This window comes from Bradyrhizobium sp. USDA3010 (assembly GCF_056429065.1).
Window position 1 is genome coordinate 269041 of record NZ_JBWJZD010000008.1, and the last position, 16611, is coordinate 285651.

At 64.6% G+C, this 16611-nt stretch carries 15 protein-coding genes, 1 tRNA gene and 1 pseudogene; 11 read left to right on the plus strand and 6 right to left on the minus strand.

Features of this window, described 5'->3' with window-relative positions:
* Nucleotides 1-21 precede the first annotated feature (21 nt).
* Together AC066Y_RS15910 and AC066Y_RS15915 are read right to left on the minus strand one after the other, a co-directional pair.
* Nucleotides 22-1047 (minus strand): histone deacetylase family protein, encoded by a 1026-nt coding sequence (locus AC066Y_RS15910; protein WP_478274690.1) that lies wholly within the window; start codon nucleotides 1045-1047, stop codon nucleotides 22-24.
* A 65-nt stretch (nucleotides 1048-1112) separates the two neighbouring features.
* Entirely contained in the window at nucleotides 1113-1817 is a 705-nt protein-coding gene (locus AC066Y_RS15915) for a GntR family transcriptional regulator (protein ID WP_478274691.1), read from the minus strand.
* Between the two features lie 149 nt (nucleotides 1818-1966).
* Here AC066Y_RS15915 and AC066Y_RS15920 point away from each other — a divergent pair, with 149 nt between their 5' ends.
* From AC066Y_RS15920 to AC066Y_RS15960, 9 genes are all read left to right on the plus strand, one after another.
* Nucleotides 1967-2740, plus strand: coding sequence for a class II aldolase/adducin family protein (locus AC066Y_RS15920; RefSeq protein ID WP_478274692.1), 774 nt, complete (start codon nucleotides 1967-1969; stop codon nucleotides 2738-2740).
* 55 nt (nucleotides 2741-2795) lie between these two features.
* Nucleotides 2796-4346, plus strand: coding sequence for an ABC transporter substrate-binding protein (locus tag AC066Y_RS15925; protein WP_478274693.1), 1551 nt, complete (start codon nucleotides 2796-2798; stop codon nucleotides 4344-4346).
* A gap of 70 nt (nucleotides 4347-4416) precedes the next feature.
* Nucleotides 4417-5388 carry an ABC transporter permease gene (locus AC066Y_RS15930; protein WP_478274694.1) on the plus strand — a complete coding sequence of 324 codons (972 nt, stop codon included), beginning with the start codon at nucleotides 4417-4419 and terminating at the stop codon, nucleotides 5386-5388.
* A complete protein-coding gene (locus AC066Y_RS15935; RefSeq protein ID WP_478274695.1) occupies nucleotides 5385-6224 on the plus strand; it encodes an ABC transporter permease in 840 nt (279 codons plus the stop codon). The genes AC066Y_RS15930 and AC066Y_RS15935 overlap by 4 nt, the downstream gene beginning before the upstream one ends.
* A gap of 3 nt (nucleotides 6225-6227) precedes the next feature.
* The gene (locus AC066Y_RS15940) at nucleotides 6228-7847 is read left to right on the plus strand and encodes an ABC transporter ATP-binding protein (RefSeq protein ID WP_478274696.1); all 1620 of its coding nucleotides are present in this window, start codon (nucleotides 6228-6230) and stop codon (nucleotides 7845-7847) included.
* 3 nt (nucleotides 7848-7850) lie between these two features.
* Nucleotides 7851-8786, plus strand: a complete 936-nt coding sequence (locus AC066Y_RS15945) for a 2-hydroxyacid dehydrogenase (RefSeq protein WP_478274697.1) — start codon at nucleotides 7851-7853, stop codon at nucleotides 8784-8786.
* 19 nt (nucleotides 8787-8805) lie between these two features.
* Entirely contained in the window at nucleotides 8806-9870 is a 1065-nt protein-coding gene (locus tag AC066Y_RS15950; RefSeq protein WP_478274698.1) for a phosphotransferase, read from the plus strand.
* 4 nt (nucleotides 9871-9874) lie between these two features.
* The gene (locus AC066Y_RS15955; protein ID WP_478274699.1) at nucleotides 9875-11140 is read left to right on the plus strand and encodes an aspartate aminotransferase family protein; all 1266 of its coding nucleotides are present in this window, start codon (nucleotides 9875-9877) and stop codon (nucleotides 11138-11140) included.
* Nucleotides 11141-11318: 178 nt separating this feature from the next.
* Nucleotides 11319-11738, plus strand: a complete 420-nt coding sequence (locus tag AC066Y_RS15960; protein WP_478274715.1) for a GntR family transcriptional regulator — start codon at nucleotides 11319-11321, stop codon at nucleotides 11736-11738.
* 145 nt (nucleotides 11739-11883) lie between these two features.
* Here AC066Y_RS15960 and AC066Y_RS15965 read toward each other — a convergent pair whose 3' ends face one another.
* The 3 genes and pseudogenes from AC066Y_RS15965 to AC066Y_RS15975 all read right to left on the minus strand — a co-directional run.
* The gene (locus AC066Y_RS15965) at nucleotides 11884-12288 is read right to left on the minus strand and encodes a calcium-binding protein (protein WP_478274700.1); all 405 of its coding nucleotides are present in this window, start codon (nucleotides 12286-12288) and stop codon (nucleotides 11884-11886) included.
* Complete coding sequence (locus AC066Y_RS15970) at nucleotides 12188-12670, minus strand: Ig-like domain-containing protein (RefSeq protein WP_478274716.1); 483 nt, start codon at nucleotides 12668-12670, stop codon at nucleotides 12188-12190. Before AC066Y_RS15970 ends, AC066Y_RS15965 begins: the two co-directional genes overlap by 101 nt.
* Nucleotides 12644-13577: pseudogene (locus AC066Y_RS15975) on the minus strand (molybdopterin-dependent oxidoreductase); the annotation flags it as partial. The gene AC066Y_RS15970 and the pseudogene AC066Y_RS15975, both read right to left, overlap by 27 nt.
* Between AC066Y_RS15975 and AC066Y_RS15980 the strand changes: the two are divergent.
* Nucleotides 13567-14064, plus strand: a complete 498-nt coding sequence (locus AC066Y_RS15980) for a hypothetical protein (protein ID WP_478274718.1) — start codon at nucleotides 13567-13569, stop codon at nucleotides 14062-14064. The pseudogene AC066Y_RS15975 and the gene AC066Y_RS15980 overlap by 11 nt on opposite strands.
* A 202-nt stretch (nucleotides 14065-14266) precedes the next feature.
* On the opposite strand, the gene AC066Y_RS15985 is transcribed toward AC066Y_RS15980, so the two are convergent.
* Nucleotides 14267-14341 (minus strand) — tRNA-Gln (locus AC066Y_RS15985).
* Between the two features lie 220 nt (nucleotides 14342-14561).
* On the opposite strand from AC066Y_RS15985, the gene AC066Y_RS15990 reads away from it, so the two are divergent.
* Nucleotides 14562-16340, plus strand: a complete 1779-nt coding sequence (locus AC066Y_RS15990) for an acyl-CoA dehydrogenase (RefSeq protein ID WP_478274701.1) — start codon at nucleotides 14562-14564, stop codon at nucleotides 16338-16340.
* Nucleotides 16341-16611: the final 271 nt, after the last annotated feature.

The window sequence follows — 16611 nt, forward strand, 5'->3', positions numbered from 1 at the left end:
TGCGCAATGGCGCAAGAAACGTCAGCGCGCAGCCTCGAACCCGCCGAGCACCGCCGTCAGATTGGCGCCGAGGATATCGGACAGATAGCCGCCCTCCTGCACCAGCACCGTCGGCAGTCCGAACCGGGCCAGCCCTTCGCCGATGCGGCGGAAGCCGTCGGTCGTGACCGCGAGGCCCGCGAGCGGGTCCTTCTCGGAGGCATCGAGGCCGAGCGCTACCACGAGCGCGGTCGGCGCGAAGGAACGGATCGCCTTCTCCGCCGCCGCCAGCGCCTTCATGTAGTCGTCGTCGCCGGTGCCTCTGGCCAGGGGAATGTTGAGATTGGCGCCGAGGCCGGGTCCGGCACCGCGCTCATGCGCATAGCCCCAGACGAATGGATAGAAGAACGACGGATCGGCGTGGATCGACACGGTGAAGACGTCCGGCCGCTCGTAGAAGATGCCCTGCGTGCCGTTGCCGTGATGCACGTCGACATCGAGGATCGCGACACGCTCATGCTGCTGGCGCAGATGCTCGGCCGCGATCGCGCTGTTGTTGAGAAAGCAGAACCCGCCGGCGAGATCGCGATAGGCATGGTGACCGGGCGGACGGCACAGCGCGTAGACGGCGTCCTCGCCGTCGAGCACCATTTGCGCGGCGGTGACCGCGACGTCGCTCGAGGCGCAGGCGCCGGCCCAGGTGCCGGGGCCGATCGGGGCCGCGGTGTCCGCCGTGTGCCAGCCGAGTTTTCCGACGATATGGGTCGGATAGGTGCCGGCGTTGCGCACCGGGTGGATGTTCGCGATCATCTCCGGCCCGGCATCGCCGAGCGCGGACCATGCATCCCAGGCCTCGGCGAGAAAGCTCAGATATTCCGGACTGTGCACGCGCGCCCGCGGCCCCTGCCCGAACCTGGTCGGCTCGATCAGCGTGTGCTTGCCGGCTCTCAGGCCCGCCAGCAGCCGGTCGGCGCGCTGGGGCTGCTCGGTGGTGCGCTGGACCACACCGCGGACCAGGAAGAACTGCGGATCATGGCTGCGGTGGAGATCACTGTAGACGGCCTTCACGGGACACTCCTGTTGGATGAATGAGCAAGATCGATGGCATCGCGCCTGAGCAAGATCACGCGCGCCTATTTCGCCGCCGCCGGCCACGGCGGAATCTCGCGCACCAGTCTTCCGACTTCGCGCCAGGCATGACCGATGTGATGGTCGACATGCGCGACGATACGCTCCGGATGGCCGGCCTCGATCGCAGCGAGCACCGGCTCGTGCGTGCGCGCGATCTCGTGCGGATCGTCATAGAGGCGGCCGATCAGGCCGATCACCATGCGCAGCTCGGAGGCGAGATCGTCGAACAGCCGCAGCATCCGCCGGTTACCGGCGATCTCGCAGATCAGGCGATGGAAGCGGTAATCCTCCTCGACCTGCCGCGCCGGATCGTCGAGATCGGCTGTCTCGTGCAGCACGTCGATCTGCCGACGCAGCAGGTCGCGCGTTTCGGATGTCAGGTTGCGCGCCGCGAGCACCGCGGCATGACGCTCGACGCAGAGCCGCAGATCGTAGATCTCGTCGATATCGTTGGCGGCAAACTGCCGGACGAAGAAGCCGCGGCGCGGATTGGCGACGAGCAAGCCCTGTTGCTCGAGCAGCCGCGCCGCCTCGCGCACCGGTGCCCGGCTGACACCCAGTTCGCGCGCGATTCCAGCTTCGACGACCTTTGATCCCGGCTGCAGCCGCCCCTGAACGATCGCTTCGGTCAAGCGACGGGCGACCTGTCCGACCAGGTCTGTCTCGTTGAGGGCCGGCAAGCCGACCGGAGGGGACATCGTGCGCATCAAAAGGGTCCGTTTGGACCATTGTACAGGATTTAATCGTCGATTGTCGACAGTTTAGGCTTGATCAATTCTTAGATTGTCGACAGTTTAGTGGTGCGGGTGTTGCAATGCAAACACGAATGGCCCGTGGACAGGGACTAGCAGCAACGATGACGACGCATGTGCGGCCCGAGGCCGTGAAGGACCAGAACCAGCAATTCCGCATCGACCTCGCCGCGGCCTACCGGCTGATTCATCGGCTAGGACTCGATGACAGCATCTATACCCACATCTCGGTGCGGCTGCCCGGCAGTCATGACCGCTTTCTGATCAATCCCTACGGAATGCGCTTCGACGAGGTGACGGCCTCGAACCTCGTCACCGTCGATCTCGACGGCGTCGTTATCGACGATCCGCTCGGGCTCGGTATCAATCCAGCCGGCTTCACCATCCACAGCGCGGTACATGCGGCGCGGCCGGGCGTCGCCTGCGTGCTGCACACCCACACCGTCGCCGGCATTGCGGTGTCCTGCCAGAAGCAGGGACTGCTGCCGCTCAATCAATGGTCGATGCAATTCACCGGATGCCTCGCCTATCACGATTACGAAGGCATCGCGCTGGATCTCGACGAACGGCAGCGTCTGGTTGCCGACCTCGGCGACAAGTTCGTGATGGTGCTGCGCAATCACGGCATGCTGACCTGCGGCCGCTCGGTCGCCGAGGCCTTCAAGCTGATGCACAATCTGGAGCGTTCCTGCCGCGCCCAACTCGCGATTCAGGCGGCCGGCGCCGAGATCGCGCCGCTGTCGGATGCAGTCGCACAGAAGACCGCCGGTCAATACGCGACCTTCTACGACAGCATCGAGACGAACGGCGTGCCCGACAGCGAGTGGGCGGCCTTCAAGCGCATGCTTGCGCGCACCGATCCGGATTTCGTGAACTAGTCGTCAGCCATTGCCCGGAGCTGCGGCCGGGACAATCCAGCAAGAGAGATTGGACATGTTGAAGCGAGTTCTGCTGAGCCTTCTGGTGGCGAGTGCCCTGAGCACTGCGACATTTGCGCAGGAGCCGAAATCCGGCGGTGTGATCAACGCGGTGATCCAGCCGGAGCCGCCGGGCCTGATGGTCGGCCTGGTGCAGAACGGACCGACCCAGATGGTCGCCGGCAACATCTATGAAGGCCTGCTCCGCTACTCACCGAAGCTCGAGCCGCTGCCCGGCCTCGCCGAAAGCTGGAGCGTCAGCGAGGACGGCAAGACCTATACCTTCAAGCTGCGCAAGGGCGTCACCTGGCACGACAACAAGCCGTTCACCTCGGCCGACGTCGCATTCTCGATCGATTTCCTCAAGCAGACCCATCCGCGCGCCCGCGGCAACCTTGCCCAGCTCGACAAGGTCGAGACGCCGGACGACGACACCGTCGTGTTCACGCTGAAGCAGCCGTTCGGCCCGTTCCTCGGCATCTTCGAGGTCGGCTCGCTGCCGATGATCCCCAAGCACATCTACGAAGGCACCGACTACAAGACCAATCCCGCGAACAACACGCCTGTTGGCACCGGGCCGTTCATGTTCAAGGAGTGGCAGAAGGGTTCCTTCATTCGCCTGGTCAAGAATCCGAACTACTACATCAAGGGCAAGCCCTATCTCGACGAGATCTACTGGCACGTGATCCCCGACGCGGCCGCGCGCGCGGTGGCGTTCGAGACCGGCAAGGTCGACGTGCTGCCCGGCGGCTCGGTCGAGAATTTCGATGTGCCGCGCCTCACCAAGCTGAAGAACGTCTGCGTCACCGGCGCCGGCTGGGAATTCTTCAGCCCGCACTCCTGGCTGTGGCTCAACAACCGTTCCGGCCCGACCGCGAACAAGAAATTCCGCCAGGCGCTGATGTACGCGATCGACCGCAACTTCGCCAAGGACGTGATCTGGAACGGCCTCGCCAAGGTCGCAACCGGCCCGTCGGCCTCGACGATCAAATACTACACCGACAAGGTAACCACCTACGACTATGACCCGGCGAAGGCAAAGGCGCTGCTGAAGGAAGCCGGCTACAACGGCGAGAAGGTCCGCCTGCTGCCGCTGCCCTATGGCGAAACCTGGCAGCGCTGGGCCGAAGCAGTGAAGCAAAATCTGCAGGACGTCGGCATCAATGTCGAGATGATCGCAACCGACGTGCCCGGCTGGAACCAGAAGGTCTCCGACTGGGACTACGACATCGCCTTCACCTATCTCTATCAGTATGGCGATCCCGCACTCGGCGTCGGCCGCAACTACATCTCGAGCCAGATTTCCAAGGGCTCGCCGTTCAACAACGTCGAAGGTTATTCGAACCCTGCGATCGATCAGCTGTTCGCCGACGGCGCCACCGCCTTCCCCGACTCCAAGCGTGAGGAGATCTACGTCAAGGCGCAGAAAATTCTGACCGACGACGTGCCGGTGGCCTGGCAGCTCGAGCTGCAGTTCCCGACCATCACCCGTTGCAGCGTCAAGAACCTCGTCACGACCGCGATCGGCGTCAACGACGGCTTCCGCGACGCCTGGCTCGACAAGTAACGACCATCCGGCCGCGGCGCCGTCCAGCGCCGCGGCTTCCGCCGCTTCCTCGAACGCAACGACCTCACCGATGCTCGCATTCATAGCCCAGAGACTTGCCAAGGCCGTTGTCGTCCTGCTCGCGATCGTCGTCCTCAACTTCATGCTGATCCGCATGGCGCCGGGCGATCCGGCGATGGTGATGGCGGGCGAGGCCGGCGCCAGCGACAAGATCTTCGTCACGCAATTGCGCGAGAAATTCGGGCTCGACCAGCCGCTGCCGGTCCAGCTCTATCGCTACGTCAAGGGCATCGTGACACTCGACCTCGGCTTCTCGTTCCGCCAGCAGATGCCGGTCGCCAAGCTGATCGCCGAACGGCTGCCGGCGACACTACTGCTGACCGTCACAGCATTCGTGATTTCGTTGCTGCTCGGCGTTCTGTTCGGCACTCTGGCGGCGCGCTTTGCCGGCACCTGGGCCGATACTGCGATCACGATACTGGCGCTGATCTTCTATGCGACGCCGCTGTTCTGGGTCGCGCTGATGGCGATCCTCTTGTTTTCGGTCGCGATGGATTGGCTGCCGAGCTTCGGCTACGAGACCGTCGGCGCCAATTACACCGGCCTCGCCCATGTGCTCGATGTCGGCGCGCATCTGATTTTGCCGGCGACGACGATGGGCCTGTTTTTCATGGCGACCTACGCCCGCATGACCCGCGCCTCGATGCTGGAAGTGAAGCGGCATGATTTCGTCAAAACCGCGCGCGCCAAGGGCCTGCGTGATGCCGTGATCCAGCGCCGCCACGTGTTGCGCAACGCCCTGCTGCCGGTGGTGACGCTCGCCGGCCTGCAGGCGGGCACGCTGGTCGGCGGCGCCGTGCTGACCGAGACCGTGTTCGCCTGGCCTGGCATCGGCCGCCTGATGTACGAGGCGCTGCTGCAGCGCGACTACAACCTCCTGCTCGGCGTGTTCGTGGTCTGCTCGGCGATGGTGCTGGCCTTCAACCTGATCACCGACCTGATCTACCGCGCCGTCGACCCGCGCATCGAGTTCGCCTCATGAGCAAGTCCTGGCGAATGATGCTACGCAACCCCGGCGGCGTGATCGGCCTCGTGATCCTGATGCTTGCGATCGCGATTGCTGTATTCGGCCCGCTGCTGTTCCCGACATCGCCCTGGCGCATGGTGCAGCGGCCGTTTGTGCCGCCGTTCACGGTATCCAGCCTGCCGCTCGGCACCGACGCACTTGGCCGCGACGTGCTCGCCGGCATCATCTACGGCGCCCGCGTCTCGCTGCTGGTCGGCCTGGTCTCGACCATGGCAGCGCTCGCGGTCGGCATACCCGTCGGCGCCCTCGCTGGCTATTTCGGCGGCAAGATCGGCGATGCCCTGATGCGCTTCACCGAGTTCTTCCAGACCGTGCCGAGCTTTGCGCTGGCGATCGTGCTGGTCGCGATCCTGCAGCCCTCGATCGTCTCGATCGTGCTGGCGATCGCGATCGTGAGCTGGCCGCCGGTGGCGCGCCTAGTGCGCGGCGAGGTGCTGTCGCTGCGCACTCGCGAATACGTCCAAGCCGCAATCGTCACCGGACAGAGCCACAGCTGGATCATCTGGCGTGAGATCCTGCCGAACGCACTGTCGCCGGTGATCGTGCTGGCCTCGCTGATGGTCGCGACCGCGATCCTGCTGGAATCCTCGCTCTCCTTCCTCGGTCTTGGCGATCCGAACCTGATGTCCTGGGGCTACATGGTCGGCGCCGGCCGCACCGTGATCCGGCAGGCCTGGTGGATCACGCTATTCCCCGGCATCGCGATCCTGCTTTCGGTGTTGGCGCTAAACCTGATCGGCGAAGGCCTTAACGACACGCTCAATTCGCGCCTCAACAAGGAGGGGCGCTGACGCATGTCCGCCGCATCTGCCGTTTCGATCAGGAACCTCAAGCTCGCGCTGCCGCCAGGCTCGGACCGCCCCTACGCCGTCGACGACGTCTCCCTCGACCTCACGCCCGGCAAGATCCTCTGCGTGGTCGGTGAGTCCGGCTCCGGCAAGTCGATGTGCGCGCATGCGCTGATGGGACTGTTGCCCGACACCATCATCCGCGAAGCGGGCGAGATCGCCTATGACGGACTGAACCTGCTCACCCTCGACGACTCCGGCTGGCTTGCGCTGCGCGGCCGCCACGTCGCGATGGTGTTCCAGGAGCCGATGACCGCGCTCAATCCGTTGATGCGGATCGGCGACCAGATCACGGAGACGTTCGAGGCGCACAATCTGCTGACGCCGAAACAGCGGAAGCAGAAGACGCTGCAGTTGCTGCGCGAGGTCGGCCTGCCCGACCCCGAACGATCGATGCGCGCCTATCCGCATCAATTGTCCGGCGGCCAGCGCCAACGCGCCATGATCGCGATGGCGCTGGCGCTGGAACCGGCGGTCCTCGTCGCCGACGAGCCGACCACCGCGCTCGACGTCACCACGCAGGCGCAGATCCTCGAGCTGATCCGCGACCTGCAGCGTCGGCGCAACATGGCCGTCATGTTCATCACCCACGATTTCGGTGTCGTCTCCGACATCGCCGACCGCGTCGTCGTGCTCCAGCACGGTAAGGTGGTCGAACAGGGCGCGGCCGATGATGTGTTGCGGCGTCCGCAGCATCCTTACACCTGCGCGCTGCTCGCGGCCGTTCCCTCGATGCAGCCGCCGCAACGTGCGCCGCTCGCGGATCGCGCCAAGGCGGTCGAGGTGATCGGTCTCGACAAGACCTATGTCAGTGGCGGCGGCTGGTTCCGGCCGGAGCGGCGCGTGCGCGCCGCGAACGAGGTCAATTTCAACATCCTGCAAGGCGAGACCGTCGGCCTCGTCGGCGAATCCGGCTCCGGAAAGTCGTCGGTCGCCCGGCTCATCATGCGCCTGATCGAGCCCGATCAGGGCACGGTGCGCCTCGGCGACACCGACTTCACCCGCATCGCCGGCCGTGCGCTGCGCAAGGAACGCAGTCGCATCCAGATGATCTTCCAGGATCCATTCGCGTCACTCAACCCGCGCCGCAAGGTCGGCAACATCATCGTCGATGGACCGATCGCCCACGGCACCGATCCCGCGGTCGCACACAAGCGCGCCGCCGACCTGCTCGGCCTGGTCGGCCTCAACGCCAGCGCGATGGAGCGCTATCCGCACGAATTCTCCGGTGGCCAGCGCCAGCGCATCGGCATCGCACGGGCGCTTGCGCTCGAGCCGGAAATCATCGTTGCGGACGAAGCCGTTTCCGCGCTCGACGTCTCCGTGCAGGCACAGGTGCTGAACCTGCTGGAAGACCTCAAGGCGCGGCTTGGCCTATCGATGCTGTTCATTACCCACGATCTGCGGGTGGCCGCGCAGATCTGCGACCGCATCGCGGTGATGCAGCGTGGCGCCATCGTCGAACTGAAGGCGACGGCGACCCTGTTCTCGGCACCGGAGCACGCCTACACCCGCGAACTGCTCGCGGCGGTGCCCGGCCAGATTTCGTCATCACGGGCGGCCTAGGCGATGCGTTGCGTTTTGGTCAGCAAGAGCCTCGATCTTCGTGGCTATTTTGGCGCGGAGCTTGCGCGCACGGCGCCCCGTATCGAGGTGGTGGACCATGCGGCCGGCACCCCGGCCGGCGATGTTCAGCTCGCACTTGCCTGGCATCCGCCCGACGATGCATTCGAACGCTATCCCAATCTGCGGGCCGTCTGCTCGATCGCAGCCGGCGTCGACAACATCATGGCCTGCCCGAGCCTGCCGCCTGACGTCGACGTGGTGCGTGTCGTCGATCGCGAACAGGCGCAGATGATGTCCGGCTTCATCGCCTGGCATGTGATCGGACACCAGCGCGGCTTTACCGCCTTCCGCGCCCAGCAGCGCGAACGGATCTGGCGACGCCGCGACCAGCGGCGCGCGCACGACTTCCCGGTCGGCATCCTCGGCAATGGCGAGATCGGCCAGCGCGTCGCTACCGACCTCGCCTATCTCGGCTTTCCCGTGATGTCGTGGAGCCGAACCGCCAAGGCTATCTCGTCGTCAAGCCGCAGCTTCCATGGGCCCGCGGGCCTTGCCGCCATGCTCGGCGAAACCGAGGTGCTGGTGAACCTCTTGCCGCTGACCGCGGAGACGCGCGGCATCCTCAACGGCGAACTGTTCGGCCGAATGCGGCGCGGCGGCTACCTGATCCAGGTCGGCCGCGGCGAGCACCTGGTCGAAGACGATTTGCTCGCCGCACTCGCATGCGGCCAATTGTCCGGCGCGGCGCTGGACGTCTTCACCACCGAGCCGCTGCCATTGGAGCACCCGTTCTGGTATCATCCGCAGATCGTCATCACGCCGCATGACGCCAGCGACGTCAGCGTCAACGCCGTCGCAACGACGCTTGCCGTGACGGCCGATGCACTCCGCGCCGGACAGCGTCCGCCGCATGCGATCGATCGCAGCCGCGGCTATTGAAAGACCCAGGGCCTCTCAGATGCAAGACCGTTCAACCGCCATCGCATCTGCGGATCCGATCGACGGACTGCGCGCAGCGTCTGCCATTCCCGAAGCGCGCGCGGAGCGGCTGGCGGCCGAGTATTTCGGCCTACGGGCCGCCGTGCGCCGTCTCGACAGTGAGCGCGATCAGAATTTTCGGCTGCGCGCGTCCGACGGCAGCGAATACGTGCTCAAGATCGCCAATCCCGCCGAAGACCGCGCAGTCACCAATCTGCAGACCGAGGCACTGCGCCACGTCGCGGCGCGCGATCCGCTGCTGCCGATCCCGCGCATTATTCCCGCGCTGAACGGCGCCGTCGAACTCGACCTTGCCTTCGACGACGATTCGAGGCGGATCGTACGGCTGTTGTCTTTTCTTCCGGGAACGCCGATGCATCAGGCGCCGCCGTCCGCAGCCTTGCGACGCGACGTCGGCCGGTGCGCCGCGCGGCTCGCCTTGGCGATGCGCGATTTCCACCATCCCGCTGCATGCCACAAGCTGCTGTGGGACATCCAGCACGCCGCCGAGTTGCGGCCGCTCATCGGCACGGTGCCATCAGGCCAGCACGATCTGATCGAGCGCTTCCTCGATGGTTTTGAGACCCATGCCGTGCCGGTGCTGGCGCACGTGCCCAAACAACCACTGCACAACGACCTGAACCCGCATAATGTCGTGGTCGACCCGGCTGACGCGACCGGTGTCGCAGGGATCATCGATTTTGGCGACCTGACCGCGACGGCCCGCATCAATGATCTAGCCATCGCAGCCGCCTATCAGGTGACCGACAGTGACGATCCGCTGGCGCCGGCGCTCGACTTGGTTTCGGCCTATCACGCGGTCGCGCCGCTCGAAGCCCGCGAACGCGCCATCCTGTTCGACCTGATCGCGACCCGCATGGTCATGACGATCGTGATCAGCAACATCAGGGCCGCTCGCTATCCGGAGAACAGCCCGTATATTCTGCGCAACAACAAGCAGGCCTCGGCGCGGCTCGCCCGGATCGCGACATTGTCACGCGAGCAGGCCGCGCGACAGATCGAACGCGCCTGCCACGGGGAGTGACACGATGTCTGCGGAAACTTCGACGCAAGACCTGATCGCGCGGCGCAATCGCCTGCTCGGACCGGCCTACCGGCTGTTCTACGAACAGCCCGTGCAGGTCGTTCGCGGCGAAGACGTCTGGCTATACGACCAGGCCGGCAACCGCTATCTCGACGCCTACAACAACGTCGCCTGCGTCGGTCACTGCCATCCCCGCGTAGTCGAGGCTATCGCGCGGCAGGCCGCGGTGATCAACACCCACACACGCTATCTGCACGAGACCATTCTCGATTACGCCGAGCGCCTGCTCGCGACCTTCCCGGCCGAGATCGGCAATGTGATGTTCACCTGCACCGGCAGTGAGGCCAACGATCTCGCGCTCCGCGTCGCCCGCACCTGCACCGGCGGCACCGGCGTCGTCGTCACCAGGACTGCCTATCACGGCGTCACCGGCGTGCTCGCTGAACTGTCGCCATCGCTCGCTCTTCCGGAACCGACCGCGCCCCATGTCCGTCTGGTGCCGGCGCCACAATCCGCAGGCGACGACACCGGGGAGATCTTCGCAGGCCATGTCCGCGCCGCGTTCGAAGACATGAAGCGGAGCGGCATTCGTCCGGCCGCCCTGTTGGTCGATACGATCTTTTCCAGCGACGGGGTGTTCGCCGATCCGCCCGGCTTCCTCCGACCGGCGGTCGATGCTGCACGTGCCGCCGGCGCACTGTTCATCGCCGACGAGGTGCAGCCCGGCTTCGGCCGCTGTGGCGATGGCCTATGGGGCTTCGCCCGCCACGGCGTCGTTCCCGACATTGTCACGATGGGCAAGCCGATGGGCAACGGACATCCGGTCGCCGCGATGGCCGCGCGGCCGGCACTCCTCAAGGAATTCGGCGCGCGCTCGCGCTACTTCAACACCTTTGGCGGCAATCCCGTGTCCGCCGCTGCCGGCATGGCCGTGCTCGACGTGATCGAGCGGGAAGGCCTGGTCGAGAACGCCAGGTGCACCGGCATCTATTTGCGCGAGCGGCTCGCCGCGCTGCGCGCGAGGCATGAACTGGTGGCGGAGGTTCGCGGTGCTGGTCTTTTCATCGGTATCGAGCTCCGCCGCGGCGAATCGCCAGCGTCCGATGAGACGACGAGATTGGTCAACGCCATGCGCAAGCGGCGCGTTCTGATCAGCGCTGCCGGTCCAGGCGCCAACGTGCTGAAGATTCGTCCGCCGCTGGTATTCGGCGCGGAGCACAGCGATCTATTGGTCGAGGCGCTCGATCAGGCGCTACGGGAGTCACCTTAACGGCCCTATCCGATGGCCGTTGCCGCGAGCCGTTATGGCCGGGGGCTGGACCAAGGCATAAGCCAAGATCTAGGATCGAAGATGGGCCAGTGGGGAGGCAGTGGTGCTGCGCGAGTGAAGGCTCAACCTCAAGCTTAATCTGAAGCGCAGGCCTGGCGGCGCGTCTGTCTACGTTCAGATCGCCCACGGACTCATCGCCGAGATACGGCGGGGCCGATTGATCGCCGGCGAAGTCCTTCCGGGCTCACGTGAGATGGCTGAAGAGCTTGGCGTCAACCGTAAGACCGTCGTCGTCGCATACGACGAGTTGATCGCTCAAGGTTGGCTGACGTCCCGCGGCACCAAGGGCACCTTCGTCTCCGCGAAACTTCCGGAGTCGAAAGGCAGGCCAACACGATCGGCGCTCGATGGGCCGCGCTCACGGGGCGAAGGCCCTCAATTCAGCCGGCTTGCGCCGCCGATGGATACTCCCGTCCTTTTCCCCCGACCGGGCCTGCTTTCGCGCGCGCCATTCCACTCAACACTGACTCGATTACGTTTAGGCTTATCGTCTGCTCCTCGGGTGAACTTGCCCATCAACCATGCCATGCAGCGCTGATCGTGCTCTGCAGGGCTGCGTCGCTTGGCATCTGGGTTGCTGAGCTCGCGCTAAAGGCAGGATTGCCCGCGGCATATGTCGCCATCGCAGAAACTAGCTGAGATACTTGACTATCAGGTCTCAATCCATCGGCAGTATTGATACTCTAGACCTGCGCTCGCGCGCCCTCTGAATACCAACCGCTAATCGTCACCTGGTCCGTCGTGCCGAGAACGTCGATCTGAAGATCATTACCGTTTTGTGCAAACCAAAGATTTTGGTCCGTTATGCCGGCACCGAAATCGATTTCACCACGCGGAGATGTCATACCATCATTGGCAAAATTGTTGATTTCCGTTTGGCCTAACCCCGACGTCAGCTTGTAGCTGTCATTTCCGCCGCCGCCGGTCAGGATCTCATTCGACGAGCTCGCTACGAGCACGTTGTCTGCAGGTCCACCAACCAGCATGTCACCGCCGCTGCTCGAGCTGGCAGAAACATTGAGATTCACCTGGGCTGTCGATTGTCCGCCAAAGCCGTCTCCGACAGTATAGGTGAAGGACGCCCCCATTGGAGTCTGCCGCTGCAGTGAAGATCACATTTCCATCCTGATCAAGACCAACCGTTCCACCGACCGCGTCTTGCACCGACAGGATCGTTAGCGGATCACCGCTTAGATCGATGTCGTTAGACAATAGCCTGTCCGGCGTGACCGCCAATTGGCGACCGGCCTGCACAGTCAGGCCGGTGTCGTTGACTGCGACCGGCGCTGTATCAGTTGGCGTCAGATCAAGATCGACGTGACTCGACGCAGTCTGGCCGTTTTCGGCTCGCACGGTATATGCAAAGTAGCGAGACCCGTCTGCCGTCGGGTCGACATTGAAGATAACGTTGCTGCTGACGAGCTCAGCATCACCACCGCCGCTGTCATGGGGCTGAACTTCGCCGGCCACGTTGGTGCAGCGGACCATCAGCGAATGGCGTCCCTTCGACAGGCGGGGGATGTTGATCTCCCAGCGGCGAAAAACAGTATTTGCCGTGATCTTCGCCCAGCGTCGTGAGCTGCCAGGTCAGGTCCGCCCGTCGTCCACGGAAAGCTCGACCTTGGCCACGCCCAGGTCGCCGCCGAAGGCAATGCCTCTGATCGTTGCGCTTGTGTCGGCCGGAAGCGACGCATCGTCCGCGACATTCGTGAAGAACGAACGCGGCACCATGCGGCTGATCGGGACCGTCTTGAAGCCGGTCTGGCCCGGCGTAATGCTGGCGTGCGGGTATCGGGATGGTGTAGGCAGTCGTCATCCAGTAGTTGTCGTCGGCGCGATCGAGGACCTCGATGTCGCTGAGCATCTTGACCCAGTAGCTCTAGTACCAACCGGGCACGATCAGTCGCAGCGGAAAGCCGTTGAGGAGCGGCATCTGCTCGCCGTTCATGGCGAAGGCAATCATGACCTCGCCATCACGGGCGTGGTCGACGTCGAGCGACTTGCGGAAGGCGGGTACCTCGGGCACCACCGGTTCGTCGAGGCCCCTGAAGCGGACCTGGACCGTGCCCGGCCTGACGCCTGCGCGGTCGAGAACGTCCTTAAGCAGGACGCCGGTCCATCGCGCGTTGCCCATCGCGCCGTGCGCCCATTGCGCGCCAGGCACGCGAGGGAGGAAGAACCCTCGCGAATTCCCAGAGCATTGGTTGACGGCGGCAAGCTCCACGCGGGGCATCTTGACCAAATCGTCGATGGACAATGACAAAGCCTCATTGACGTGGCCGCGCACCGAAAGCCTGAAGGCGGCTGCGTCCACCGACGTCGGGATCACCGCCCAGTGCCAGCGCACGTAGAACTGGTCGTTTGGCGTGAACACCCCGTGGTGGCACCCCCTCGAGGAGATCGTCGTCGGAGAACCCGTCAAGTTTTATGCGGAGGCTGAGGAGATCCTGGGCCATCTGCCGAGGCTCGGCGTTCCGATGATCATGCGCAAGATCGAAAGAGGCGAGCGTAAGGGCTGCGCCAAGGTGTGGTCCTATCCTGGCATGGAAAAAGTCGTTCAGCAGATGCGTAAGAAGATCGTTGGCGTGTCGGAGGTGTTTACGCTTGATGCGTGCCGACATGGCGGCATGACTGAACTCGAGGAAGCCGAACTGACAGACGGTCAGGGCCGCGCGCTCTCCGGACACAAGACCGCGCAGGCGTATCGGGGTTATGCCAAGGAAACGATGCGGCGGGCGCTGGCGGCAACGCGCAAACGTCACGCGCACCTTTTGGCGCAGAGGCAGTTCGAACAAGCGGACGCTGACGCGGGCGAGCAGAGCGCAAGGAGCGGTGACGAGGCAATGCGGCAGACCGCCTCCTAACGTGGCCAGCCCCCGTTCAATAGTCTCTGCAGGCCACCAAAACTTGAACGCCGCTCACGGCGTACGATTCGGCGTCGCGGACAATGATGTTGAACAAAATGGGCACGGAGTTTCCAAATGACGGGGGAAATTCGTTTCCAAATGGCATGCGATGGCGGCTCAAACCGCGCAACTTATCACAATAGAATCAATATCTTGGAGATGGCTGGGGCGGGAGGGATCGAACCTCCGAATGGCGGAATCAAAATCCGCTGCCTTACCGCTTGGCTACGCCCCAACGCGCCGATCGAAGGCCACGCCGGTCTATAGGGTGAGTCCCGCCATTTCAACAGGGCGGCGCGCGAAAACGCAGGAAAGCCGCAGGTTGATGCCGGCACCCTTATTACAGGGCGACGCCGCGGTGGCCGAAACAGACCGGGCGATGTCCGCTCGGACAGTTGAGAGGCCGCTGGTTTCATGGGAAGACAATTTCCAAACGCCTCGTCGGGAGTAACGCCATGACCTACCGTGCGCCGATCAACGATATCCTGCTGTCCCTCAATCACGGCGCGGGACTCGCTGCCGCCGTGGCGGCCGGCCACTACGGCGATTTCGACGGCGACATCACCGCTGCGGTGCTGGAAGAAGCCGGCAAGTTCGCCTCCGATGTGCTGGCGCCGCTGAACAAGGTCGGCGACGAGCACGGCATCAAGCTCGACAACGGCAAGGTGACGACCGCGCCCGGCTGGCCCGACGCCTATCAGCGCTGGACCGCCGCGGGATGGAACGCGGTGTCCGGGCCGGAAGCGTTCGGCGGCCAGGGCCTGCCGCTCGCGATCAACGCCGCCTGCACCGAGATCTGGAGCGCATCGAACGTCGCCTTCGGCCTCTGCCCGCTGCTGACGCTGTCGGCGATCGAGGCGCTCGACGCCCATGGCAGCACTGAGCTGAAGAAGGTCTATCTCGAGAAGCTCGTCACCGGCGAATGGACCGGCACGATGCAGCTCACCGAGCCCAACGCCGGCTCCGACGTCGGCGCGCTGCGCACCCGCGCCGAACGCGCGGGTGACGGCACCTACCGCATCAAGGGCACCAAGATCTTCATCACCTATGGCGAGCACGACATGACCGACAACATCGTGCATTTCGTGCTCGCACGATTGCCCGATGCGCCCGCCGGCACCAAGGGGATCTCGCTGTTCCTGGTTCCGAAATTCATGGTCAATGCTGACGGCTCGCTCGGCGGGCGCAACGACATCCATGCCTCCGGCGTCGAGCACAAGCTCGGCATGCACGCCTCGCCGACCTGCACCATGACCATGGGCGACAAGGGCGGCGCGATCGGCTTTCTGATCGGCGAGGAAAACGCGGGCATGCGCTGCATGTTCACGATGATGAACCAGGCCCGCCTTGGCGTCGGCCTCGAGGGCGTCGGCATTGCCGACCGCGCCTATCAGCAGGCGCTGGCCTATGCGCAGGAGCGCCGCCAAGGCAAAGCGATCGGCCACAAGGGCGACGGGATGGATCCGATCATCGTGCATCCCGACGTCAAGCGCATGCTGATGCAGATGCGCAGCATGACGGCGGCGGCGCGCACGATCTGCTACGCGACCGCGGTCGCGCTCGACGTCTCGGTGCGCGCCAAGGACGCCAAGGTGCGCGCGGACGCCGCAGCACGCGGCGCATTGCTGACCCCGATCGCCAAGGCGTTCTCCACCGACATCGGCAACGAGGTCGCCTATCTCGGCGTGCAGGTCCACGGCGGCATGGGCTTCATCGAGGAGACCGGCGCCGCGCAGCATTACCGCGACGCCCGCATCACCTCGATCTATGAAGGCACCAACGGCATCCAGTCGATCGACCTCGTCACTCGCAAGCTCGGCGCCAATGGCGGCGCCTCGGTATGGGCGCTGCTCGACGAGCTCGCCGCCACCATCAAGCAGGTCGAGACCTCCAACGATCCGGCGTTCGGCACCACCGGCACCAAGCTGCGCGACGCCCATGCCGCGCTGGAGCGCACCAGCAAATGGCTGCTCGAGCGGCTGGCCTCGGCGCCGAACGAGGCGCTGGCCGGCGCGACGCCCTATTTGCGGCTGTTCGGCGCCACGCTCGGCGGCTGCATGCTTGCCGGCGAGGCACTGGCCGCGAAAGCGAACGGCGAAGCCGAGCCGCAGCGCTACGTCGCACTGGCGCGCTTCTTCGCCGAGAACATCTCAGTGCAGGCGCCATCGCTGGAGAAGACGGTGACGGAGAGCGCCGAGGCGGTGACCGGCGCGGATGCGGTGCTGGCGGGGTAGGACGCTTTCCGCTGCGATTGCGGGAGAAGGCCCAAAGCGCTGTACTCGCCATCGGCCCATCCCGCTCGTTTGACGTGCACGTCGTGCCTCATCGCAACTGTCGTCCCTGCGAAAGCAGGCACCCATACTCCGTGGCGGATGTTGCTAGCCCGTCTTATTCATGATTGCCGGGCGGGGCAGCTGGAACATTTCCGGTCGGGGTGAAGGCGCGCGCGAACGCTTCGGCTTTTTCGCCGCTTTTCGACCCGACTTCGTGAACGCGTTGGAGGAC